Raw genomic sequence first — 25,152 nt, forward strand, 5'->3', positions numbered from 1 at the left:
TTTCAAGCAGGCCAAGACAGAAACGCCGGCTAGCGCCGGCGTTGCCTTACTGGGTGATCTCGAGCCGATCCACGTCCACTTCCCGCTGCAGCAGGCCCTTATCGACCTCCCCGGTCAGCTTGACCAGGGTCTTGTCATCGAAAGCCACCGGCGGCAGGTCTTCATCATCGATTTCCACGGTGATGGTGCCGGTGCTGTCCTTGAACTCGTACTTCTCGTCGCCGAGCTTGCGGGTGATGTGGCCCTGCAGCACCACATGCGCATCGTCACCGGCCGCCTGGGCCGCCGAGACGCTGTTGCTGGCCTGGGCGCCCGGGCCGGTGTAACCGGCGGCCAGTACGGCGGTGCTGAACAGAGGGGCGATGAGCAGAGTGAGATAGCGAGCTTGCATGGTTCCGATCCTTACTGGGTGGGTGTGGGATCAGACTATCCAGCCAGGCTGAAACCAAGCTGAATCGGCGTCCAGACAAAACGCCCGGCATGAGCCGGGCGTTTCGATCAGGCGTGGTACTGCGCCGACAGCTCGTGCACCGCCTCGAAGAAGGCCTTGGCGTGCTCCGGCGGCACTTCCGGGGTGATGCCGTGGCCGAGGTTGAACACCTGGCCATTGCCCGGCCCGTAGGCAGCGAGGATACGCGCCACCTCGGCACGGATGGCTGCCGGCTTGGCATGCAGCACGGCGGGGTCCATGTTGCCCTGCAGGGCGACCTTATCGCCCACGCGCTGGCGCGCGCTGCCGATGTCGCAGGTCCAGTCCAGGCCCAGGGCTTCGGCGCCGGTGTCGGCCATGGATTCCAGCCACAGGCCACCGCCCTTGGTGAACAGGATCACCGGCACGCGGCGCCCGTCGTGTTCGCGGATCAGGCCGTCGATGATCTGCTTCATGTAGCGCAGGGAGAACTCCTGGTAGGCCGCAGAGGACAGCGCACCGCCCCAGGAGTCGAAGATCTGTACCGCCTGGGCACCGGCCTGGATCTGCCCGTTGAGGTAGACGGTGATCGAGCGGGCCAGCTTGTCGAGCAGCGCGTGCATGGCCTGCGGGTTGTCGTAGAGCATCGCCTTGGACTTGCGGAAGTCGCGGCTGGAGCCGCCCTCGACCATGTAGGTGGCCAGGGTCCAGGGGCTGCCGGTGAAGCCGATCAGCGGTACGCGGCCGTTCAGCTCGCGGCGAATGGTGCGCACGGCATCCATCACGTAGCCCAGGTCCTGCTCGGCGTCGGGAATCGGCAGGGCCTCGATATCAGCCATGCTCGACACCACCTTCTTGAAGCGCGGACCCTCGCCGGTTTCGAAGTACAGGCCCTGGCCCATGGCATCGGGGATGGTGAGGATGTCGGAGAAGAGGATCGCGGCGTCGATCTGCGGGTAGCGATCCAGCGGCTGGATGGTCACTTCACAGGCCAGCTCGGGGTTCTTCATCAGGCTGACGAAGTCACCCGCCTTGGCGCGGGTGGCGCGATATTCCGGCAGGTAACGACCGGCCTGGCGCATCATCCACACGGGCGTGACGTCGACGGGTTGCTTGAGCAGGGCGCGCAGGAAACGGTCGTTCTTCAGGGCGGACATCGGCAGGGTTCCTGGAAAATCGGCAGGGAAGCGTTGCGGCGGGAGTATGCGATGGCCGCGCGGCGGCGCCCCCCTTCCTCCGGGCGGGCCCCTGGATCACAGGCACCCGCGCGCCTTGGCGCAGAAAAAGTGCGGGCATTTTCGCAGACCACAAAACAAAAGGCACGGCGAGTGCCGTGCCTTTTGTCTATCGCGACGATTTGTCCCAGCTCACGCCGGGCACCAATCAGACGCCCAGGTAGTCGAGGATGCCTTCGGCAGCGTTGCGGCCTTCGAAGATCGCCGTCACCACCAGGTCGGAACCGCGGACCATGTCGCCACCGGCGAAGATCTTCGGGTTGCTGGTCTGGTGCTTGAACTGGTTCTTCTCCGGCGCCACCACACGGCCCTGGCTGTCGGTTTCGATCTTGAAGTCGCTGAACCAGGCGGCCGGGCTCGGGCGGAAACCGAAGGCGATCAGCACGGCTTCCGCCGGGATGATTTCCTCGGAGCCCGGGATCGGCTCGGGGCTACGGCGGCCACGGGCGTCCGGCTCGCCGAGACGGGTCTCGACCACCTTGACGCCTTCCACCTTGTCCTCGCCGACGATGGCGATGGGCTGGCGGTTGAAGAGGAACTTCACGCCCTCTTCCTTGGCGTTCTTCACTTCCTTGCGCGAGCCCGGCATGTTCTCTTCGTCACGACGGTAGGCGCAGGTCACGGCCTTGGCGCCCTGGCGGATGGAGGTGCGGTTGCAGTCCATCGCGGTGTCGCCACCGCCGAGCACGACCACGCGCTTGCCCTTCATGTCGATGAAGTCTTCCGGCGCCTTCTCGAAGCCGAGGTTGCGGTTGACGTTGGCGATCAGGAAGTCCAGCGCGTCGGTCACGCCCGGCAGGTCTTCGCCCGGGAAGCCACCCTTCATGTAGGTGTAGGTGCCCATGCCCATGAACACGGCATCGTACTCATCCAGCAACTGCTGCATGGTCACGTCCTTGCCGATCTCGGTGTTCAGGCGGAACTCGATGCCCATGCCGGTGAAGACTTCGCGACGACGGCTCATCACGGTCTTTTCCAGCTTGAACTCGGGGATGCCGAAGGTCAGCAGGCCGCCGATTTCCGGGTTCTTGTCGAACACCACCGGGGTCACACCGTTGCGCACCAGCACGTCGGCGCAGCCCAGGCCGGCCGGGCCGGCACCGATTACGGCGACGCGCTTGCCGGTCGGCTTGACCTTGGACATGTCCGGACGCCAGCCCATGGCGAAGGCGGTGTCGGTGATGTACTTCTCCACCGAACCGATGGTCACCGCGCCGAAGCCGTCGTTGAGGGTGCAGGCACCCTCGCACAGACGGTCCTGCGGGCACACGCGGCCGCAGACTTCCGGCAGGGTGTTGGTCTGGTGGCTCAGCTCGGCGGCGGCCAGGATGTTGCCTTCGGAAACCAGCTTCAACCAGTTCGGAATGAAGTTGTGCACCGGGCACTTCCACTCGCAGTAAGGGTTGCCGCAGCCCAGGCAACGATGTGCCTGGTCGGCGGCCTGGGCCGGTTTGAAGGGTTCGTAGATTTCCACGAACTCCTTCTTGCGCTGGCGCAGGAGCTTCTTCTTCGGATCCTTGCGCCCGACCTCGATGAACTGGAAGTCGTTGTTCAGACGTTCAGTCATTTCAAAACCTCATCAAACCACTTCAGGCGCGTTATTGCGGATTGGCACGGGTGCTGGAGAGCAGCGAACCGAGGCTCGCGGCCTTCGGCTTGACCAGCCAGAACTTGCGCAGGTAATCCTCCAGGTTCTCGAGCAGGTGAGTGCCCCAGGGACTGGAAGTCTCCGCCACGTATTCGACCAGCACTTCACGCAGGTGGCTGCGATAGGCCTCCATGGCCTCGTTGCTGATGCGCTGGATTTCCACCAGCTCGTGGTTGACGCGGTCGACGAAGCTGTTGTCCAGGTCGAGCACGTAGGCGAAGCCGCCGGTCATGCCCGAGCCGAAGTTGACCCCGGTCTTGCCCAGTACGCAGACGAAACCGCCGGTCATGTACTCGCAGCAGTGGTCACCGGTGCCTTCCACCACGGCGTGGGCGCCGGAGTTGCGCACGGCGAAACGCTCACCGGCGGTACCGGCAGCGAACAGGCGGCCACCGGTGGCCCCGTACAGGCAGGTGTTGCCGACGATGGCCGACTCCTGGGTCTTGAACGGGCTGCCGGCCGGCGGGGTGATCACCAGCTTGCCGCCGGTCATGCCCTTGCCGACGTAGTCGTTGGCGTCGCCTTCCAGGCGCAGGTGCAGGCCGCCGGCGTTCCACACGCCGAAGCTCTGGCCCGCAGTGCCCTTGAAGCGGAAGGTGATCGGCGCGTCCTTCATGCCCTGGTTGCCATGCTGCTTGGCGATCTCGCCGGACACGCGTGCGCCGATGGAGCGGTCGCAGTTGCAGATATCCAGTTCGAACTCGCCACCGGTCTTGCCGGCGATGGCGGCCTTGGCCAGCTCGACCATCTTCTCGGCCAGCAGGCCCTGGTCGAACGGCGGGTTCTTCTCGACTTCGCAGAACTGCGGCTTGTCGGCCGGAATGTGATCGCTGCCGAGCAGCGGAGTCAGGTCCAGGTTGCCCTGCTTGCCGGTTTCGCCCGGCAGCACGTCGAGCAGATCGGTACGCCCGATCAGCTCGCCGAGGCTGCGCACGCCCAGCTTGGCCAGCCACTCGCGGGTGTCTTCGGCGACGTAGGTGAAGTAGTTCATCACCATTTCGACGGTGCCGATGAAGTGGTCCTTGCGCAGCTTGTCGTTCTGCGTGGCCACGCCGGTGGCGCAGTTGTTCAGATGGCAGATGCGCAGGTACTTGCAGCCCAGAGCGACCATCGGGCCGGTGCCGAAGCCGAAGCTTTCGGCGCCGAGGATGGCGGCCTTGATCACGTCGAGGCCGGTCTTCAGGCCGCCGTCGGTCTGCACCCGTACCTTGCCGCGCAGGTCGTTGCCGCGCAGGGTCTGGTGGGTTTCAGCCAGGCCGAGTTCCCACGGGCTGCCGGCGTACTTGATCGAGGTCAGCGGCGAAGCGCCGGTGCCACCGTCGTAGCCGGAGATGGTGATCAGGTCGGCGTAGGCCTTGGCCACGCCGGCGGCGATGGTGCCGACACCAGCTTCCGCCACCAGCTTGACCGACACCAGCGCAGCCGGGTTGACCTGCTTGAGGTCGAAGATCAGCTGCGACAGGTCCTCGATCGAGTAGATGTCGTGGTGCGGCGGCGGCGAGATCAGGGTCACACCGGGCACGGCATAGCGCAGCCGGGCGATCAGGCCGTTGACCTTGCCGCCGGGCAGCTGGCCGCCCTCGCCGGGCTTGGCGCCTTGGGCCACCTTGATCTGCAGCACTTCGGCGTTGACCAGGTATTCCGGGGTGACGCCGAAGCGGCCGGTGGCCACCTGCTTGATCTTCGAGCTGCGCACGGTGCCGTAGCGGGCCGGGTCTTCACCGCCCTCGCCGGAGTTGGAGCGCGCGCCCAGGCGGTTCATCGCCTCGGCGATGGCCTCGTGGGCCTCCGGCGACAGGGCGCCGAGGGAGATACCGGCGGAGTCGAAGCGCTTGAGCACCTCGTTCAGCGGCTCGACCTCGTCCAGACTCAGCGGCTGGTCGGCCAGCTTGAGCTTGAGCAGGTCGCGGATCATCGACACCGGACGCTGGTCGACCAGCGCCGCGTACTCCTTGTACTTCTCGTAGCTGCCCTGCTGCACGGCGGCCTGCAGGGTGTTGACCACGTCCGGGTTGTAGGCGTGGTACTCGCCGCCGTAGACGAACTTGAGCAGACCGCCCTGCTGGATGGCCTTGCGGTTGTTCCAGGCCTCGTTGGCCAGCAGCTTCTGCTCGTCTTCGATGTCGACGAAGCGCGCGCCCTGAATGCGGCTGGCAACGCCGCGGAAGCACAACTCGGTGACTTCGTCGGACAGGCCGACGGCCTCGAACAGCTGGGCACCGCGATAGGAGGCGATGGTGGAGATACCCATCTTCGACAGGATCTTCAGCAGGCCCTTGGAGATGCCCTTGCGGTAGTACTTGAACACCTCGTAGAGGTCGCCCAGCACTTCACCGGTGCGGATCAGGTCGGCCAGCACTTCGTAGGCCAGGAAGGGGTAGATGGCGGAGGCGCCGAAGCCCACCAGCACGGCGAAGTGGTGCGGGTCACGCGCGGTAGCGGTCTCGACCAGGATGTTGCAGTCGCAACGCAGGCCCTTCTCGGTCAGGCGATGGTGCACGGCGCCGGTGGCCAGAGCGGCATGCGCCGGCAGCTTGCCCGGGGCGATGTGGCGGTCGGTGAGGACCAGCAGCACCTTGCCGGCACGCACGGCTTCCTCGGCCTGGTCGGCGATGTTGCGCACCGCGGCTTCCAGACCGATGGCCGGGTCGTAGTTGAGGTCGATGACGTGACGCTCGAAGCCCGGGGTGGTCAGGCTCATCAGCGCACGCCACTTGGCTGGGGAGATCACCGGGCTGCTCAGCATGACGCGGCTGGCGTGGGCCGGGGATTCCTCGAAGATGTTGCGCTCGGCGCCCAGGCAGATTTCCAGGGACATCACGATCGACTCGCGCAGCGGGTCGATCGGCGGGTTGGTCACCTGGGCGAACTGCTGGCGGAAGTAGTCGAACGGCGAGCGGATACGCTGCGACAGCACGGCCATCGGCGTGTCGTCGCCCATCGAGCCCACGGCTTCCTGGCCCTGCTCGCCGAGCGGACGCAGCACCTGGTCACGCTCCTCGAAGGTGACCTGGAACATCTTCATGTACTGCTTGAGCTGGTCAGCGTCGTAGCTGGCCACGCCGTGGTCGTCATCGAGCTTGGCCTGGATGCGCACGGCGTTCTGGCGCAGCCACTGCTTGTAGGGGTGGCGCGACTTCAGGCGGTTGTCGATAGCATCGGTGTCCAGCACCTGGCCGGTCTCGGTGTCCACCGCGAGGATCTGGCCCGGGCCGACACGGCCCTTGGCGATCACATCTTCCGGCTTGTAGTCCCAGACGCCGATTTCCGACGCCAGGGTGATGTAGCCGTTCTTGGTGGTGACCCAGCGTGCAGGGCGCAGGCCGTTGCGGTCGAGCAGGCAGACGGCGTGACGACCATCGGTCAGCACCACGCCGGCGGGGCCATCCCACGGCTCCATGTGCATGGAGTTGTACTCGTAGAACGCGCGCAGGTCGGCGTCCATGGTCTCCATGTTCTGCCAGGCCGGCGGGATGATCATGCGCACGCCGCGGAACAGGTCGATGCCGCCGGTGACCATCAGCTCGAGCATGTTGTCCATGCTCGAGGAGTCGGAGCCGACGCGATTGACCAGCGGGCCCAGCTCTTCCAGGTCCGGAATCAGCTCGTTGGCGAACTTCAGGCGACGGGCCACGGCCCAGTTGCGGTTGCCGGTGATGGTGTTGATCTCGCCGTTGTGGGCGAGGAAGCGGAACGGCTGCGCCAGCGGCCATTTCGGCAGGGTGTTGGTGGAGAAGCGCTGATGGAATACGCAGATCGCGGTCTGCAGGCGCTCGTCACCGAGATCCGGATAGAACTGCTGCAGGTCCGCCGGCATCATCAGGCCTTTGTAGATGATGGTCTTCGGCGAGAAGCTGCAGATGTAGTGGTCGGTGTCGGCGGCGTTGGCCACCGAGGAACGCCGACGGGCGCTGAACAGCTTGATGGCGAACTGCTGGTCATCCAGGCCGGCGCCGCCGATGAACACCTGCTCGATCTGCGGCAGACGCTCCAGGGCCAGGCGGCCGAGCACGCTGGTATCTACCGGCACCTTGCGCCAGCCGATCAGCTGCAGGCCGGCGGCCTCGATCTCGCGGTTCATGTTGGTGCGGGCGGCCTCGGCCTTGGCCGGGTCCTGGTTGAAGAACACCATGCCCACCGCGTACTGCTGCGGCAGCTCGCGGCCGAATTGCTCCTTGGCAATGGCGCGCAGGAACAGATCGGGCTTCTGAATCAACAGACCACAACCGTCACCGGTCTTGCCGTCGGCGTTGATACCGCCGCGGTGGGTCATGCAGGTCAGGGCTTCAATGGCGGTCTTCAGCAAGTGATGACTTGCCTCGCCCTGCATGTGGGCGATCAAGCCGAAGCCGCAGTTATCCTTGAACTGATCAGGATGGTACAGACCTGCTTTCATAGACACTCTCACCAGGCTGCCTCAGGGAGGCAAATTGCTTTCTAATTCATCGACCTAGCTGCCGGCCGCGCACGGGTAGGCCCCGGCTTGGCGCAGGCAAAGGGGGATCATTTTACATAGCGACCCCGGCCCTCACAAATTTTTGTGACGGCCAAATGAAAACTTCTGTCGCCTGGACGAAAGGCGGCGACCGGAGGCCCGTGCTAGGACCCGCCGGTCACCAATTGAAAGGCGATTCACGCGCCTCTTAGCGGGCTCGCACGGCTTCCTGCTGGATGCTGGCGAAGCTACGCGGCCAGGGCTTGCCAGCCTGAACGGCGGCCGGCAGCGACTTGATGGCCGCCTGAGCAGCAGCGCGACTGGAGAACTGCCCGTAGGTCACTACGTAAAGTGGTTGCCCTTGGTGCAACTTCTTGAAGTAGCGGTACTCACCGCCATTCTTGCTGACGAAGGCCTTGGCGCTACTCTCCGAGCGGGTGCCGAGGATTTGCAGCGCATAGTTGCCGGCAGGACGACTGGCGTACCACTCGCCGCCAGGCGCCGGCGCCGCACTGGCAACGGCTGGAACAGGCTTGGCCACGGGCGCGGACGGCTTGGGCTGCGCGGGTTTCGGCGCCGGGGTAGGCGCCACCGGCTTGGCCGCGGCAACAGGTTGCACCGGAGCCTGAACAGGCACAGGTTTGGGCGCAACCGCTTGCGCCGGCGGCGCACTGGCCACGGTCGGCACCACAGGCGCACTGACCGGAACCGGAGTTACCACCGGCGCGGACGGCGCAACTGCCGGCACTGGCGCCTGCGCCTCGGCAACGCCGCCCTCCTCGCCTTCCTGCATGCCGGAGGCTTGCGCCAACGGCTCACGAATCACCGGCTGCGCCTCACCCACCAGCGGCAACGGCAGCGGCTGACTGGAACCACTGAACTCCACTGCAGCCCCCTGCCCCGACGCCGCAGCGGCCTGCGCAACAGGTTTGTCGGTATCGACTGGAGCAGGCACGGCCCCCTGCGGCACCAGCTCGATCGGCGCCTCGGTCACCATGGGTGGCGTACTTTCCGTACGCCCCTGCATCAGCCATGCGGCCCCCAGAGCAACCGCGACGACCGCAACCGCGAGCAGATGCTTCTTCGGCAGGCCGCCACCGGCCGCTGCGGCACCACCGGCGCGACTGGCCAACATGGACTCGACCAGCACCTCGCGCGCCGCCTGGTTGATCGCGCCCGGCCAGCCACCTGAGCTCAGATGGATGTCGGTAACCTGCTCATCGCTGAGCAGATCGATACCCTGACCCGCACCATCAAGGCGCTGGGCCAGGTATTCGCGAGTCTCATCTTCGCTGTAGGGCAGCAGCTCAATGGCATGGAAACGCTCCTCCCCATCGGCCAGAAGCTCCAGCCGCGGCAGGATATCGCTCTCGGCAAACAGGAAGACGTGCGGACGACCATCGGCATTGCCAGCCGCCAGCGTGAACAGCGCATCGAGCGCCGCATCGGCCAGCTGTTCGGCATCGTCGACCAGCAGATACACCTCCTGCCCGGTCAGCGCCAGCTGCGACACCTGCGCGAGAATGCTGCGCACGTCCATCTGCTGCATGCCCAACCCCTGGGCCACCTGGCGCAGCACGCCACCGACGTCACCGGCGCCGCGCGCGGAAATCACCACCGACTGCACCGACTGCTTGTTGGTGCTGGCCACCAGCGCCTGGCGCAGCAGCGTCTTGCCGCTGCCATGCGGCCCGGTCACTACCAGCAGCAGCTGACTGTAGCGCGCCAGATGATGGAGCTGCCCCAGCACCGGCTTGCGCTGGGCAGGAAAGAAACGGAAGCCCGGCACCCGCGCAGCGAAGGGGTCATGACTGAACTGGTAGTGCGCGAGGAAGGCCTCGTCGGCGTGCAGACTGCTCATGTAGCTCTCTTATTCTCCAAGCTGAGCCAGCAGCGCGCGATAGTCGGCGCGCAGCGTGGCATCCAGGACTTCCCGCGGGAAGTCATCGGTAATCACGGCCTCACCGAGACCTTTCAGCAACACCAGCCGCAGACGGCCGTCGAGCACCTTCTTGTCGACCGCCATATGCTCGAGAAAATCCTCGGGGCGCATTTCGGCAGGCGGCACCACCGGCAGCCCGGCGCGCACCAGCAGGCGGATGCCGCGATCGCGCTCAGCGGCAGAGATCCAACCCAGGCGCGACGACATTTCCAGCGCCATGACCGTGCCGGCCGCCACCGCCTCGCCATGCAGCCACTCACCGTAGCCCATGTGCGTCTCGATGGCATGGCCAAAGGTATGCCCCAGGTTGAGGATGGCGCGCAGCCCGGACTCGCGCTCATCGGCCCCCACCACGCGCGCCTTGGCGGCACAGGAGCGCTGGATGGCTTCGATCAGGGCTGCCGGCTGGAGTTCACGCAGGGACTCGACATGCTCCTCCAGCCAACCAAGGAACTGCGGATCACAGATCAGGCCGTACTTGATCACCTCGGCCAATCCCGCCGACAACTCCTTGGCCGGGAGGGTATTCAGCACGGTCGTGTCGATGATCACCGCATTGGGCTGATAGAAGGCACCGACCATGTTCTTGCCAAGCGGGTGGTTAATGCCGGTCTTGCCCCCTACCGACGAGTCCACCTGAGACAGCAGTGTGGTAGGGACCTGAATGAAGTCGACGCCACGCTGGTAACAAGCCGCAGCGAAACCAGCCATGTCACCCACCACGCCACCGCCGAGGGCGATGATGGTGGTCTTGCGATCATGGCGCGCCTGCAGCAGACCATCGAAGATCAGCTGCAGCGTTTCCCAGGTTTTGAATACCTCGCCATCAGGCAGAACCACAGTTGCAATGTCCTGACCCGATAGAGATTGCTGCAACAGATCCAGATAGAGAGGCGCAACCGTCTCATTGGTGACGATGGCTACCTGGCGACCGGCAAGGTGTGGCTTGAACAACTCTGGACGAGCCAGCAGCCCTTCGCCGATGTAGATGGGATAGCTGCGGTCGCCAAGATCGACGGTAAGAGTCTGCATGAAGCCCCCGAACAGAAAGGGCGTAGGATAACGCAGATGGGCCCGCTCTTTAACGGGGAGGCAACGCCTTGAGGCGATCGATGATTTCCTGCACCACCAACCGCGGCGGACGCTCATCCGTCTCGATGATGATATCGGCGATCTCACGATAGAGAGGATCGCGAATCTCCATCAGGTTGCGCAGCACCTTGCCAGGCTCGGCATTGCGCAGCAGCGGACGGTTACGATCCCGGGAAGTACGCTCCAACTGCTGCTCGACCGAGGCATGCAGGTATACCACCCGCCCCCCGTCACGCAGCGCCTGGCGATTCTCCGGCCGCAGTACCACACCACCGCCCGTAGCAATCACCACGCCATCAAGTTCGCAGAGCTCCACGACCATCGATTGCTCGCGCTCGCGGAAACCCTGCTCACCCTCCACATCGAAGATCCAGGGGATATCGGCACCGGTTCGCTGCTCGATTTCCTTGTCTGAATCCTTGAAGTGCAGCCTCAGCTCTTTGGCCAACAACCGCCCAATGGTGCTCTTACCAGCCCCCATCGGGCCTACCAGGATCACGTTCTGCACTATCAGTTGCTTACCGCGATTGACTGATTGTTCATGATCCGCGGAGTAATGAAGACCAGCAGTTCGTTCTTCGTATCCTTTACCACGTCACGACGGAACAGGCGACCGACAAAAGGCATGTCCCCCAAGAGCGGCACCTTGTCAACAGCCTTGGACTGCTCGTTCGAGAAGACGCCGCCGATAACTATTGTCTCACCATCATTAACGAGGACCTTTGCATTGACCTCGTTCTTCTTGATGGGAGGCACGTTGGCAAGGGCGTTCTGATAGTCCGGCTCATCCTTGTTGACTTTGACCTCCATGATGATGCGGTTATCAGGAGTAATCTGCGGAGTTACTTCAAGAGACAGTGCAGCCTCTTTGAATGCAATAGTCGTAGCACCGCTAGAACTGGACTCCTCGTAGGGAACTTCAGTGCCCTTCAGGATCTTCGCGGTTTCCTTATCGGAGGTGACCACCTTAGGTTGCGAGATGACCTCACCGTTACCGGTCTTCTCCATAGCAGACAACTCGAGATCCAGTAAAACATTGTCTGTTACGAAGCCAATACCGATACCAGAGGTACGACCAGCAGCGCCGAGATCAACAAAAGGAACGTTGGGCCCTTGGGTTGCACCAGTGCGCCCGCCCTCGTCACCGCGATCGTCATTACCATAGACAGTCCAGTTCTTATCACCCTGCAGATTGGTGCTGCCGCCCCAACGAACGCCGAGCTCCTTGTCATAGTCAACATTGGCCTCAACAATTCGCGCCTCAATCATTACCTGCCGCACAGGAATATCAAGCTGAGCAACAATACGTCGCAACTCATCTAATTTATCCTGTGTTTGATAAGCAATAATACTGTTAGTTCGATCATCCACTGTAACCGAACCCCTCTCCTCCTTAGCGCCTTCACCACCGATACCCGCAACAGATTGGAACAAAGCTGCAATATCAGATGCCTTAGCATAATTCACCTGAATCAGCTCACGACGCAGCGGCGCAAGCTCTGCAATTTGATTTTGCGCCTCCAACTCCTGACGCTCACGTGCCGCTATCTCATCCGCGGGAGCAATAAGCAATACGTTCCCAACCTTCCTCTTGTCCAAGCCACGCGTCTTCAGCACAAGATCCAAAGCTTGGTCCCACGGCACATTTTGCAGCCGCAGGGTAATGTTACCCTGAACAGTATCACTCGCCACCAGATTCAAATCAGTGAAGTCAGCAATCAGCTGTAACACAGATCGAACATCAATATCCTGAAAATTAAGAGAAAGCTTCTCACCGGTGTAAGCAAAACGCTCAAGCTTACGCTTCTCGACATCATCAGAAGACAGGGGCTTAACACTGACTGTCAGCTTGTTATCCGCCTGGAAGACCAAGTAATCGTAAAAACCCTGAGGCTCAATACTTATATTTACCTTATCAGCCTGGGCAGACGCACTCACATATTGAACAGGCGTCGCAAAATCCTTCACATCGAGACGAACCTTGAGGCTGTCAGGGAGGGCAGCTTTAGGAAAGGACAGCTGGATTTTCCCGCCTTGCTCCTGAATATCGGCCGTCACCGAGGAGTCCGACAAAGCAATGACGACATTCCCTTCGCCTTCCTCACCACGTTGAAAATCAACACCTTGGATCGCTCGACCGGAGACAGGGACAGATTTAGTCAACGATTGCGCTGGAGTGGCAACCGCATTGGAAGCTGAAGTCGCAGCCTCACCCACAACCACAAATAGATTGTTACCCTCAGCCCTAGTCGCGTAGGGGACCAGAGTTGACAAGTTAACTATCAGACGGGTCCGATCCTTTGTCTCGACGATGGTCACGCTTCGCGCATTTCCCACACCAAGCTCACGATTCTTAACACCCAGCTTGTTTGCCACACCGGGCAGATCCAAAGCAATGCGCGCGGGCTGCTCTATCGTATAGCCACGCGGAGCCACCACGGGGCTGTCAAACTGCAACTTAAGCTCAACCCTATCACCAGGGAGCGCAGCCACATCCAATCCACTGAGGTCTGCTGCTACTGCAGCCGAAGCAATAAACCCTGAAATCAATGAGATGGCAACGCGAGAGAGGGCGCTATTCATAAGCCGGCTCCAATTAACTATTTCGTAATTTTTTTTCATACGGATTCCGTGACTATGTACGCTCTTTTAGAGTAAGGCTCCGTGGACGCTCGAGCCAACCACCCTCACCATCAGGCACGATCTCTACAACGTCTATCTTGGTCTCATCAACGGAAACTATGCGCCCATGATTACGCCCGAGGTAATCGCCCACCTTCACACGGTGGACACCACCGGCACCTCGCACCAAACCATAGGCACCGCCATCTCTTGCGAGAGTACCAACCATCTCAAAGGTCTCAATATTAAAGCCTTCAAGGAACTGCTTAACCCTCGCCTCGTCAGGCTTTACGTCTTTCGAACCTTTTTGCTGCCTGGCAATATCAACCTTAACAGGAGGCTGGAAAGGACTCCTAAGTGCCGCAGCACTATATGTAAAAGCTTCATAAGGTTGGAATTTTGGCAACGGCTCAATGGCACCTTGCGGCCGCGCCCGCACCTCATCCATGTACGCTTGCAGATCGGAGAAATCATCTCCACCTAAACAGCCCGCCAGAGCAAGTGCCACGGCAGTTATAAGAAAGAGCCGAACCCCTGTCATTTCTTCAGCCCCTCGTCGTTATAACGATATGTCTTCGCAAGGATAGTCATACGGAGTTTAGATGAACCAACAACCCCCTCACCCTCAACAGACTTTATTTCGAAATCATGCAGCGTGACAATTCGCGGAAGGCTCGCCACACCACTGACAAAAGTCGCAAGATCGTGATAACCACCAACAACCGCTATTTGAATTGGCAGCTCTATATAAAACTACTGAACCATCTCAGGCTCCAGCTTGATTTCCTCAAACTCTAAACCGCTACCCAAACCAGTGCGAGTGATATCTTCCAGCAAACCAGGCACTTCAGTATCACTAGGCAGTTGACGCAACAAAGAACCAAAAGACTCTTCCATCTCAGCCATTTGCGACTTGTAAGCATCCAAATTCGCCGCCTGAAAAGCCTTAGCGGAGAACTGATCTTTCAGGGTCTGCTCTTCAGCTCGCTGGCGATCTAGATCAGCCTGGAGATCCTTAAGATAGAAATTAAACCCGAGGGCAAGCGCAACAATTAACAGTAAGCAGCAAGCGATCACCTTAACCGCAGCAGGCCAAGCGCCTAGGTTATTTAGATCCAGCTCAGCAAGATCAACTTTCTTTAACGAATCTATTGCTTCGGTAAGGCTCATGGTTGTTTACCGCCGTTCTTTGCCTCTTTCACTGCGCCCTGTGCAGCCCCCTTGACCGAGGCATTGTCTACCTGCTCGCCAGGCTGAGTCTGCTGAACAGTCAACTGAAAGACATTCGCCTGATCAATAGCACCAGCAGTCACCGCCTTAACCTCAGTCAGATTAGGGGCAACCAACCACTCGGAAGCATCCAGATTGCGCATAAGGCTCGAAACCCGGTTATTCGACTCCGCAGCACCAGCAATAGAAATTACTTTTTCAGATCGCTTCAGCTCGGTGAAATACACTCCATCGGGGAGCGTGCGCACTAACTGATCGAATACATGACCAATTACCGGCCTATTACCCTGCAAGTCCTGAATGATCTTCATTCGCTCCAGCAGCTGGGCACGACGCTCCTTCAGCTCTTTGATCGCTTTTATCCGCTCATCAAGAACAGCAATTTCTTTCTTGATAAAATCATTGCGCGCAGATTGCTGCTCGATAGCACCATCGAGATATTGCCCCGCCAGGACAACCAATCCACCCGCAATAACAAGCGTCCCGCCCAGGGCAACCAAGAAGCGCTGCTTGCGCTCTTCGCGCAACTGCTCGCGCCATGGAAGTAAGTTGATCCGCGCCATCAGTCGAAACTCCTCATCGCCAGGCCACAGGCAATCATCAAGGACGGGGCATCGCTAGCCAGGGCTCCGGCATTGACCTTGCTTCCCAGCGCCATGTCGGCGAAGGGGTTGGCCACCAGGGTAGGAGTACCAATCTTCTGTTGAATCATTCGATCCAGGTCAGGAATCGAGGCCGTACCACCTGCCAGCAGGATGTAGTCGACATCGTTGAACTGACCGGCCGCGAAGAAGAATTGCAGCGAACGCGAAACCTGCTGCACGACCGCTTCCTTGAAGGGCTGCAGCACTTCGCTTTCGTAGTCATCCGGCAGACCACCCTGCTTCTTGGCCAGACCAGCCTCCTCGACGGAGAGACCGTAGCGGCGCTGGATCTCTTCGGTCAGCTGACGCCCACCGAACAACTGCTCCCGGGTGTAGATCGTGCGACCATTGTGCAGCACGCTCAGGGTGGTCATGGTGGCACCGATGTCGACCACGGCAACCGTCAGCTCATCGACGCTGCCGCCAAGCTGTGACTGGAGCAGGCCATAGGCGCGCTCGAGCGCATAAGCCTCCACATCGACAACCTTGGCCGTAACACCGGCGAGCCCAAGAGCCGCCTCGCGAACCTCGACGTTCTCTTTACGGCAGGCAGCCAGCAGGACTTCGACCCGTTCGGGGTTGCGCGGAGAAAGGCCCTGCACCTCGAAGTCGATAGCCACCTCTTCCAATGGATAGGGAATGTACTGGTCGGCCTCGATCTTCAGCTGGTTCTCCAGCTCGTCATCGTTGAGACCGGCTTCCATCTCAATGGTCTTGGTGATCACCGCAGAGCCGGCCACCGCCACTGCCGCAGTACGCACGCTGGTTTTCGCCTTGCTTAGAACGCGAGCAAGAGCCTGACCGACCCCCTCCAGCTCGGCGATGTTCTTTTCGACAACAGCATTGGGTGGGAGCGGCTCGACAGCATAGGCCTCTACCTTGTAGCGGCTTCCGGAGCGACTCAATTCAAGGAGCTTGACCGAGGTCGAACTGATGTCGATCCCCAGAAGCGTGTTCGCTTTCTTATTGAAGAGCCCTAGCACGACCGATTTCCTATCTGCATCCGAGACTTACGGACTATTTATGTTTTTCCACATTAAATAACAGTCTTGACAGAAGCGCAAATGGCTCCCCTGCAAAAAAACCGCTTATAATGTGAACAGTTTTCCCCTTTTCGCACCGCGCAACACTTAACCCATTCTTTTACCTGGAATTCCAAGAACCTTGATGCGTTTGCTGAAGTTTTTCTGGTGGTCTTGTGTCGCCGCTTTTTGCGGGTTGGTGCTCAGTTTCAGCGGCGCCTTTCTCTATCTTAGTCCCGGCCTCCCCTCAGTCGAGTCGCTGCGCAGCATCCAGCTGCAGATACCGCTGCGCGTCTACAGCAGTGACGGCAAGCTGATCGCCGAGTTCGGCGAGATGCGTCGCTCGCCGATCCGCTTCGAAGACATTCCGCCCGACTTCATCAGAGCCCTGCTGGCCGCCGAGGACGACAATTTCGCCAACCATTATGGCGTCGACTTCACCAGCCTGGTGCGCGCTGCTACGCAGTTATTGGCGAGCGGTCACATCCAGACTGGCGGCAGCACCATCACCATGCAGGTGGCGAAGAACTTCTTCCTCACCAATGAGCGCAGCTTCTCACGCAAAATCAATGAAATCCTGCTGGCGTTACAAATCGAACGCGAGCTGAGCAAAAACGAGATCCTCGAGCTCTACGTCAACAAGATTTATCTGGGCAACCGCGCCTACGGCGTCGAGGCTGCAGCGCAGGTCTACTACGGCAAGTCGATCCGCGACCTTAGCCTGGCACAGCTGGCGATGATCGCCGGCCTGCCCAAGGCCCCGTCGCGCTACAACCCGCTGGTCAACCCGCAGCGCAGCATGGAACGTCGCGACTGGATCCTCGGGCGCATGTACAAGCTCGGCGCGATCGACAAGGCTCGCTACGATGCCGCCCTGGCCGAGCCCATCGACGCCCGCCACCATGTGCAGCCGATCGAGCTCAATGCCCCCTATATCGCCGAGATGGCGCGCGCCGAGATGGTCGGCCGCTATGGCAGCGACGCCTACACCGAAGGCTTCCGCGTCATCACCACGGTGCCGTCGCAATTGCAGGACGCCGCCAGCAACGCGCTGCATGAAGGCCTGATCGCCTACGACCAGCGCCACGGTTTCCGCGGTCCCGAGACCCGCCTGCCCGGCCTGACCCGCGAAGCCTGGCTGGCGGAACTCGCCAAGCACAAGAGCATCGGCGGCTTGCAGCCGGCCATCGTCACCCAGGTCGAGAAGAGCGGCATCATGGTCCTGCTGCGCAACGGCGAAGAGCAGCCGGTCGCCTGGGACAGCATGAAATGGGCACGCCCCTTCCTCAACACCAACAGCCTGGGCCCGCGCCCGCAGAAGCCGGCTGATGTGGCACAGATCGGTGACCTTGTACGAGTCGAGCCGGACAAGGAGAGCGGCGCCCTGCTGTTCCGCCAGATCCCGGCCGCACAGAGCGCGCTGGTCTCGCTCGACCCGCAGGACGGCGCCATTCGCGCGCTGGTCGGCGGCTTCTCCTTCGAGCAGAGCAACTACAACCGTGCCGCCCAGGCCAAGCGCCAGCCGGGTTCCAGCTTCAAGCCCTTCATCTACAGCGCGGCGCTGGACGCCGGCTTCACCGCCTCCAGCCTGGTCAACGATGCGCCCATCGTGTTCCAGGAAGCCGGCATGGAAGAAGCCTGGCGCCCGAAGAACGACAACAATACGTTCCTCGGCCCGATCCGTCTGCGCGAGGCGCTGTACAAGTCGCGCAACCTGGTGTCGATCCGCGTCCTGCAGACCATCGGCATCGACTATGCGCTCGACTACATCAGCGCCTTCGGCTTCAACAAGCAGGAGCTGCCGCGCAATCTGTCCCTGGCACTCGGTACCGCCGGCCTGACCCCGCTGGAAATCGCCGGCGGCTGGAGCGTCTTCGCCAATGGCGGACGCAAGATCCAGCCCTACCTGATCCAGCGCATCGACAGCCGCGACGGCAAGACCCTGTTCACTGCCAATCCGCCGCGTACGCCGGAGCGCCTGCAACTGGTCGAGGAACAGAACGCTTCGCTGCTGCTCGAAGAGCCGAATGCCGAAGTGGTGAAACCCGTCGCCGCCGAGCAGATCATCGACGAGCGCACCGCCTACATCATGACCAGCATGCTGCAGGACGTGATCAAGCGCGGCACCGGCCGCCGCGCCCTGGCGCTAGGCCGTGGTGACCTGGCAGGCAAGACCGGCACCACCAACGAGTCCAAGGACAGCTGGTTCTCCGGCTACAACGCCGACTACATGACCACCGTCTGGGTCGGCTTCGATCAGCCGGAAAGCCTCGGCCGCCATGAGTACGGCGGCACCGTGGCCCTGCCGATCTGGATGAGCTACATGGGCGCCGCACTCAAGGACAAGCCGGACCACCTGCCGCCCGAGCCGGCCGGCCTGCTCAGCCTGCGCGTTGATCCGCTAAGCGGCCGCGCCGCATCGCCAGGTTCGCCCGACGCCTACTTCGAGCTGTTCAAGAGCGAGGACTCGCCGCCACCGATGAGCGAACTGGACCCGGCGCTGGGCATTCCCGGCAGCCCGCTACCGGCAGACGAGGCGACACCGATCGACCTGTTCTGAGGACTTTCGTCCAGCCACAAAAAAGCCCCGCATTCGCGGGGCTTTTTCATTGCAGCGGCGATCAGCCGTTGAACACCTCATCCACCGACTTCAGCGGGTAGTGCGGCGGGTAGGGCAGGGTCGCCACGCCGCTCTCGATCGCAGCCTTGGCCACGGCATCGGCCACCACGGTGATCAGGCGCGCGTCCATCGGCTTCGGAATGATGTACTCGCGACCGAAGCTCAGCTCGATGCCGCCATAGGCATCGCAGACTTCCTTGGGCACCGGCAGCTTGGCCAGTTCGCGCAGGGCATTGGCGGCGGCGATCTTCATCTCCTCGTTGATGCGAGTGGCGCGTACGTCCAGGGCACCGCGGAAGATGAAGGGGAAGCCGAGCACGTTGTTGACCTGGTTCGGGTAGTCCGAACGACCGGTCGCCATGATCACGTCCGGGCGCGCCTCGCGAGCCAGCTCCGGCTTGATTTCCGGATCCGGGTTGGAGCAGGCGAATACGATCGGGTTCGGAGCCATGCGCTTGAGGTCTTCCGGGCTCAGCAGGTTGGCGCCGGACAGGCCGACGAACACGTCGGCGCCGTCGAGGGCGTCGGACAGGCTGCGCTTGTCGGTGGCGTGGGCAAACACCGCCTTGTACTGGTTGAGGTCGTCACGACCGGCATGGATCACGCCCTTGCGGTCGAGCATGAAGATGTTCTCGACCTGGGCGCCCATGCTCACCAGCAGCTTCATGCAGGAGATGGCGGCCGCACCGGCACCGAGGCAGACGATCTTGGCTTCCGGCAGGGTCTTGCCGGCGATTTCCAGGGCGTTGAGCATGCCCGCGGCGGTAACGATGGCGGTACCGTGCTGGTCATCATGGAATACCGGAATATCGCACTGCTCGATCAGCGCGCGCTCGATCTCGAAGCACTCGGGCGCCTTGATGTCTTCCAGGTTGATACCACCGAAGGTGATGGAAATGCGCTTGACGGTATCGATGAAGGCTTGCGGACTCTCGGCATCGACCTCGATATCGAACACGTCGATACCGGCGAAGCGCTTGAACAGCACACCCTTGCCTTCCATCACCGGCTTGGAGGCCAGCGGGCCGAGGTTGCCCAGGCCGAGAATGGCGGTGCCGTCGGAAATCACTGCCACCAGGTTGCCCTTGCCGGTGTAGCGGTAGGCCAGTTCGGCGTCGCGGGCGATCTCGCGTACCGGCTCAGCCACACCTGGGCTGTAGGCCAGGGCAAGGTCACGGGCGGTGACGGTGGGCTTGGTCAGTTCAACGCTGAGTTTTCCCGGACGGGGCTGAGCGTGATACTCGAGAGCGGCAGTTTTCAGATCGGACATTTCGGCTATTTCCGCTTTGCTGTGAAAGGCAGGCGAGCGAGCATACGCAAGATGGCCGAGGCCCACAAGGCCGGGGCTCGCAGCGCCTCAGCGGACCACTTTGAGCCAATCGCCAGGAAGTGGCTGGCCGGTCGGATACAGACCATTTAGCAGACGCAGGCGCTGCAACGAGTCACCCTCGCCCCCCATCTGCCGACTCAACTCCTCCAGGCTCTGCCCCGCCTTGAAGCGCATCAGCTGCAGGCGCCGGGACTGGCCCAAGGCTCGCTCATCGGCCTGCAACGGACGGAAACTGCGGATCACCGCCATGAACTGCTCGTCGGCTGCCTCCAGCGAGGCACGCCCCTTCACCGCGCCGACGAACAGAAATGCCTCCTGCCCACGCGCCACCACCGCAACCCGCTTGGCATCACGTCCTGGCAGCACACCGGTGGTCACGTCCAGGCCGTTCTGAAGGAAGCTCTGCTGGGCTGCCAGACCACGACCACCGGTGCGCTGGCGGATGAACGCCTGCGAGCCGCCACCACCCTGCAATCCCTCCAGGCTCATGACCAGAAAGGCCTGCTCGTCGGCGCGATGAACGATCAGCGCATCGGGGCGATTGATCAGTTCCCAGCCCTGGGGAAAGGCCAGGGTGAAATCCAGGCCGACATGATAGAAGCGCTGGCCACGGCGCACACCGGCCTCGGCGGAATCGCCGAATGGCATGCCGTCGATCATCTTCAGGTAGGTTTCACGCCCCACCTCGCCCTGCCCGGTGGCCAGCGGCGTGGCGGCGGCGACGACCTGGTGCAGGCGGGTATCGTTGTCCGGGTGGGTGTCGAACAGGCCGTGGTAGCCGCTCGGCGCCACCTCCTGCCCGCGCGCTTGCGCCTCGGCGCGTGCGAAGTCTTCCTGGTTCTTCAGCACCTTGACCACTGCGATCATCGCCTGCGGGTCATAGCCGCTGCGCGCCAGGTACTGGGCACCGAAGCCGTCGGCCTCCAGCTCCATGTCGCGACCGTAGCCGCGTACCAGGGCAGTGCCCAGCGCGCTGGTGACATCGCCGGCCGCGCCGACGCCGGTGCCGATGGCCACGGCCTGACCGAGAATGTTCCAGGCAGCGGACTGGCTCTGCTGGCGCACGCTGTGGCGGGCGGTGACGTGGCCGACCTCATGGCCGAGCACGGCGGCCAGCTCCGCCTCGGAGCCGAGGTAGGCCATCAGCCCGCGGTGGATGTGGATGTGCCCGCCCGGAATGGCGAAGGCGTTGATCTCCGGACTGTCGACCACCGTGAAGCGGTAGCTCAGGTGGCTGCGATGGCCATAGCGGGCAACACGCTCGCCGACTCGCTGCACATAGGCCTGCAGCTTCTCGTCGGCGTAGCGCGGGTACTGTTTGGCGATTTCCTGGGCGTAGTTGCGCCCCAGCTCGATCTCCTGCTGCTCGCTCATCATCACGAAATCGGTCTTGCCGGTGGCCGGGTTGACCGCACACCCCACCAGCTGGAACAGCAGGGACGACAGCAGCAACAGGCGCCAGATCATGGCAATACCTCCAGCATGGCTGCATGCGTCAGCGGCAACAGCCAGCGCGCCTGGTCGGCCTGCAGGCCGCCGCGCCGGGAACGGTCGATGACCCAGCCGCGCGCCTCGACCTCACGCCCGACCAGGCGCTGCAGGGCCGCCGCATCGAAGTGGCGCAGCAGCTTCGGCTCGACGCGCAGCACCAGCGGCCCTTCCATCTCCAGCCACAGCCCGCCGCGATTGCGCTGGACCGTTTCGATGCGACCGCGCACCAGGGCAAAACCGCCACGGCGCAGGTCGAACGGACTGATCCACTGCACCTGCTGCCACACCCCTAGCTGACGCGCCCGCGCCTCGGTCTCTGCGTCGCGCTGGCAGGCCTCGAGCCCATTGGCCGGTTCGAAGGCCACGCGAAATCCCAAGCCCTCAGCCAGCAGTTGCGCCTCAAGGTTACGACCGGTGTCATCGTAGGCATGCGCCAGGGTGCGACCGTAGTGATCGCGCGGCTTGGTCCCGAGGCGCAGGCCGACACGCCCGCCATTGGCCGCCACCAGCACCTGCAGGCGGCGCTGCGCCGCCTCGGCGAAAGGCTCGGCCGGACGCCCGTCCCGCGCCCGCTCGGGGGCATTGATGCCGATCAGGCGCACGCTGCGGCCGTCCGCCAGGCGCAGGGTGTCGCCGTCCACCACCTTGGCCACGCGCAGCGCCTGCAGCTCGGGCTGCAGCGGGCAGAAGGCCCATGCCGCGGATTGCAGGCAGACAGAAACGAAAAAGGCGCCCACCAGGGACGCCTTTTTCAGCAGTGTGGTCTGAACCACCATCCGGCTTACTTGCTGCCGAATACGCCGAAACGCTGCTTGAAGCGGTCGATACGGCCGCCGGTATCCAGCATCTTCTGCTTGCCGGTGTAGAACGGGTGGCATTCGGAGCACACGTCCAGGCTCATCGGCTTGCACAGGGTGGAACGGGTCTTGATCACGTTGCCACAGCTGCAGGTTGCAACCATTTCTTCGTACTGCGGATGGGTATCGGCTTTCATCGCTTTTTCCTCGGTGGTGTGTGCCGCCACTCGGCTCGTTGCCGGGTACCGCACGGAAATAGGCCGCGCACTATATCAGACCGCCGCCGCCGCGCAAGCCGCACCAGCGGCCGGGCGACGTGCGGCCGTGCTAGCATCGCGACCTCGATTTTCGGAGTTCGCCGTGCCCGACACCATCCTGCGCCTCGCCCTGCCCTCGCCGCTGCGCCGCCTGTTCGACTATCTGGCGCCGCAGGGTGTGCCGCACGCGGCGTTGCAGCCAGGCGTGCGCCTGCGCGTGCCGTTCGGTCGCCGCGAGGTGGTGGGCGTGCTGGTGGAGGTGGTGCAGCACAGCGAGGTACCGGCGGACAAACTCAAACCGGCCCTGCAACTGCTCGACCGCACGCCGCCGCTACCGGCGCCGCTGTTCAAGCTGTGCCTGTGGACGGCGCAGTACTACCAGCACAGCCTCGGCGACACGCTGAGCTGGGCCCTGCCGGTGCTGCTGCGCCAGGGCGAGCCCGCCGAGGTGCGCCAGGAGCGCTACTGGCACGCCACCGAGGGCGCCAGCGCGGACGACCCGCGCCTGGCCCGCGCACCGCGCCAGCGCGAAGCGCTGCGAACCCTGGCGCAGCACCATCACGGCGTGCCGCACGGCCTGCTGAGCAAGCTGCAGTTGAACAAGGACAGCCTCGACCTGCTGCTGGAGAAGGGCCTGGTGCGCGTCGAGGTACGCCGCAGTACACCGCTGGTGCGCCACGGCGGCTGGCTGGCGCAGCCGGAACTGCCGCTCAACGCCGAGCAGCGCGCCGCCTTCAATGCCGTGCAATCCGGCATGCAGGGTTTCGGCGCCTTCCTGCTTTATGGTGTCACCGGCAGCGGCAAGACCGAGGTCTACCTGCAGCTGATCCGCCACTGCCTGGAGGCCGGCAAGCAGGCGCTGGTGCTGATCCCGGAGATCAACCTGGGGCCGCAGACGGTGGAGCGCTTCGCCCGCCGCTTCAACGCGCGCATCGCCCTGCTGCACTCCGGAGTCAACGACCGCGAGCGCCTGGATGCCTGGCTGGCCGCGCGCGATGGCGAAGCCGATATCGTCATCGGCACCCGCTCGGCGCTGTTCACCCCACTGAAGAACCCCGGGCTGATCATCGTCGACGAGGAACACGACGCCTCCTACAAGCAGCAGGAAGGCCTGCGCTACCACGCCCGCGACCTGGCCCTGGTGCGGGCGCGCCAGGAGCACCTGCCAATAGTCCTCGGCTCGGCCACGCCGTCGCTGGAAAGCCTGCACAACGCCCATGCCGGGCGCTACGCCCTGCTCAAGCTGACCCTGCGCGCCGGCGGCGCCCAGCAGCCACGCTTCCTGCGCCTGGACGTGAAGAGCCTGCCACTCGACGCCGGCATCTCCGGCCCGCTGCAGCAGGCGATCCGCCAGACGCTGGAAGCCGGCCAGCAGGTGCTGGTGTTCCTCAACCGCCGTGGCTTCGCCCCCACCCTGCTGTGCCACGACTGCGGCTGGATCAGCCAGTGCCCGCGCTGCGACGCGCGCATGACCCTGCACCAACGCCATAACGAGCTGCGCTGCCACCACTGCGGCCACGTCGAGCGCCTGCCGCGCAACTGCCCGGAATGCAACCAGGTCGACCTGCGCCCGGTCGGCGCCGGCACCGAGCGCGCCGAGGAGCGTCTGGCCCTGCTCTTCCCGCAATTCCCGGTGCTACGCATCGACCGCGACAGCACCTCGCGCAAGGGCGCCATGGACAAGCTGTTCGCCACCATCAACAAGGGCGAGCCGTGCATCCTGGTCGGCACCCAGATGCTCGCCAAGGGCCACCACTTCCCGCGCGTGACCCTGGTGGCGATCCTCGATGCCGATGGCGGCCTGTTTTCCGCCGACTTCCGTGCCAGCGAGCGCATGGCCCAACTCACCGTGCAGGTGGCCGGCCGCGCCGGTCGCGCCGAGGAGCCGGGCAAGGTGATCATCCAGAGCCACCTGGCCGACCATCCGCTGCTGGTCCAGCTCACCGAGCAGGGCTACCCGGCGTTCGCCGAACAGGCCCTGAGCGAAAGGCGTGGCGCCGGCCTGCCGCCGTTCGCCCACCTCGCCTTGCTGCGCGGCGAGGCGCACAAGCCGGGCCAGGCCGAGGCCTTCCTCGATGACGCCTGCACCTACGCCGAACAGCTGTGCGCGGAGCTCAAGCTGAACGGCATCGAGCTGCTCGGCCCGGTGCCGGCACCGATGGAGCGCCGCGCCGGGCGTTTCCGTGCCCAGCTGCTGCTGCAGTGCGCCAGCCGCGCGCCGCTGCACAAGCTGCTGGCGCACTGGCTGCCGGTGCTGGAAGCGATGCCGGCCGGGCGCGCCGTGCGCTGGTCGCTGGATGTCGACCCCATCGACCTGTTCTGACCTCCGCCCCGGATTGCATGCGCACTACAGCTCGCCTGTGGCCTGCAACTGGCGG

The 25,152-nt window shown here is 63.1% G+C and carries 17 protein-coding genes and 1 pseudogene; 2 read left to right on the forward strand and 16 right to left on the reverse strand.

The features are described from left to right. Positions 1-46 precede the first annotated feature (46 nt). From PA6_RS00165 to PA6_RS00220, 12 genes and pseudogenes are all read right to left on the reverse strand, one after another. Positions 47-391, reverse strand: a complete 345-nt coding sequence (locus tag PA6_RS00165) for a YgiW/YdeI family stress tolerance OB fold protein (protein WP_021698823.1) — start codon at positions 389-391, stop codon at positions 47-49. 107 nt (positions 392-498) lie between these two features. Next, positions 499-1,566, reverse strand: a complete 1,068-nt coding sequence (gene hemE / locus PA6_RS00170; RefSeq protein ID WP_021698824.1) for a uroporphyrinogen decarboxylase — start codon at positions 1,564-1,566, stop codon at positions 499-501. Positions 1,567-1,792: 226 nt separating this feature from the next. Next, the gene (locus PA6_RS00175; protein ID WP_021698825.1) at positions 1,793-3,211 is read right to left on the reverse strand and encodes an FAD-dependent oxidoreductase; all 1,419 of its coding nucleotides are present in this window, start codon (positions 3,209-3,211) and stop codon (positions 1,793-1,795) included. 31 nt (positions 3,212-3,242) lie between these two features. Further along, positions 3,243-7,688 (reverse strand): glutamate synthase large subunit, encoded by a 4,446-nt coding sequence (gene gltB, locus PA6_RS00180; RefSeq protein WP_021698826.1) that lies wholly within the window; start codon positions 7,686-7,688, stop codon positions 3,243-3,245. A gap of 247 nt (positions 7,689-7,935) precedes the next feature. Then, the gene (locus tag PA6_RS00185; RefSeq protein ID WP_021698827.1) at positions 7,936-9,588 is read right to left on the reverse strand and encodes an SPOR domain-containing protein; all 1,653 of its coding nucleotides are present in this window, start codon (positions 9,586-9,588) and stop codon (positions 7,936-7,938) included. Between the two features lie 9 nt (positions 9,589-9,597). Continuing rightward, positions 9,598-10,701 (reverse strand): 3-dehydroquinate synthase, encoded by a 1,104-nt coding sequence (gene aroB, locus PA6_RS00190; RefSeq protein WP_021698828.1) that lies wholly within the window; start codon positions 10,699-10,701, stop codon positions 9,598-9,600. Positions 10,702-10,750: 49 nt separating this feature from the next. Continuing rightward, a complete protein-coding gene (aroK, locus tag PA6_RS00195) occupies positions 10,751-11,269 on the reverse strand; it encodes a shikimate kinase AroK (RefSeq protein ID WP_021698829.1) in 519 nt (172 codons plus the stop codon). 2 nt (positions 11,270-11,271) lie between these two features. After that, complete coding sequence (gene pilQ / locus PA6_RS00200; RefSeq protein WP_043216064.1) at positions 11,272-13,344, reverse strand: type IV pilus secretin PilQ; 2,073 nt, start codon at positions 13,342-13,344, stop codon at positions 11,272-11,274. A 52-nt stretch (positions 13,345-13,396) separates the two neighbouring features. Continuing rightward, on the reverse strand, positions 13,397-13,924 hold the full coding sequence (gene pilP / locus PA6_RS22615; protein WP_021698831.1) for a type 4a pilus biogenesis lipoprotein PilP: 528 nt from the start codon (positions 13,922-13,924) through the stop codon (positions 13,397-13,399). Continuing rightward, a pseudogene (gene pilO, locus PA6_RS00210) lies at positions 13,921-14,553 on the reverse strand (type 4a pilus biogenesis protein PilO). Before pilO ends, pilP begins: the two are co-directional and overlap by 4 nt. After that, positions 14,550-15,176, reverse strand: a complete 627-nt coding sequence (locus tag PA6_RS00215; RefSeq protein ID WP_021698833.1) for a PilN domain-containing protein — start codon at positions 15,174-15,176, stop codon at positions 14,550-14,552. Before PA6_RS00215 ends, pilO begins: the two are co-directional and overlap by 4 nt. Beyond that, positions 15,176-16,240 carry a pilus assembly protein PilM gene (locus PA6_RS00220; protein ID WP_021698834.1) on the reverse strand — a complete coding sequence of 355 codons (1,065 nt, stop codon included), beginning with the start codon at positions 16,238-16,240 and terminating at the stop codon, positions 15,176-15,178. The genes PA6_RS00215 and PA6_RS00220 overlap by 1 nt, the downstream gene beginning before the upstream one ends. Positions 16,241-16,613: 373 nt before the next feature. On the opposite strand from PA6_RS00220, the gene PA6_RS00225 reads away from it, so the two are divergent. Further along, a complete protein-coding gene (locus PA6_RS00225; protein WP_394295726.1) occupies positions 16,614-18,839 on the forward strand; it encodes a penicillin-binding protein 1A in 2,226 nt (741 codons plus the stop codon). 61 nt (positions 18,840-18,900) lie between these two features. Here PA6_RS00225 and PA6_RS00230 read toward each other — a convergent pair whose 3' ends face one another. The 4 genes from PA6_RS00230 to rpmE form a co-directional block, all read right to left on the reverse strand. Then, positions 18,901-20,169: a malic enzyme-like NAD(P)-binding protein gene (locus PA6_RS00230; RefSeq protein WP_021698836.1), complete on the reverse strand. Its 1,269-nt coding sequence runs from the start codon at positions 20,167-20,169 to the stop codon at positions 18,901-18,903. An 87-nt stretch (positions 20,170-20,256) separates the two neighbouring features. Beyond that, complete coding sequence (locus PA6_RS00235; protein ID WP_255209899.1) at positions 20,257-21,702, reverse strand: M48 family metalloprotease; 1,446 nt, start codon at positions 21,700-21,702, stop codon at positions 20,257-20,259. Then, positions 21,693-22,496: a thermonuclease family protein gene (locus PA6_RS00240; protein ID WP_021698838.1), complete on the reverse strand. Its 804-nt coding sequence runs from the start codon at positions 22,494-22,496 to the stop codon at positions 21,693-21,695. The genes PA6_RS00235 and PA6_RS00240 overlap by 10 nt, the downstream gene beginning before the upstream one ends. Before the next feature lie 5 nt (positions 22,497-22,501). Beyond that, the gene (gene rpmE, locus PA6_RS00245) at positions 22,502-22,714 is read right to left on the reverse strand and encodes a 50S ribosomal protein L31 (RefSeq protein ID WP_021698839.1); all 213 of its coding nucleotides are present in this window, start codon (positions 22,712-22,714) and stop codon (positions 22,502-22,504) included. A gap of 163 nt (positions 22,715-22,877) precedes the next feature. On the opposite strand from rpmE, the gene PA6_RS00250 reads away from it, so the two are divergent. After that, a complete protein-coding gene (locus PA6_RS00250) occupies positions 22,878-25,097 on the forward strand; it encodes a primosomal protein N' (RefSeq protein ID WP_021698840.1) in 2,220 nt (739 codons plus the stop codon). Positions 25,098-25,152: the final 55 nt, after the last annotated feature.

Origin of the sequence: Aquipseudomonas alcaligenes NBRC 14159, assembly GCF_000467105.1 — a bacterium.
Classification (GTDB): Bacteria; Pseudomonadota; Gammaproteobacteria; order Pseudomonadales; family Pseudomonadaceae; genus Aquipseudomonas; species Aquipseudomonas alcaligenes.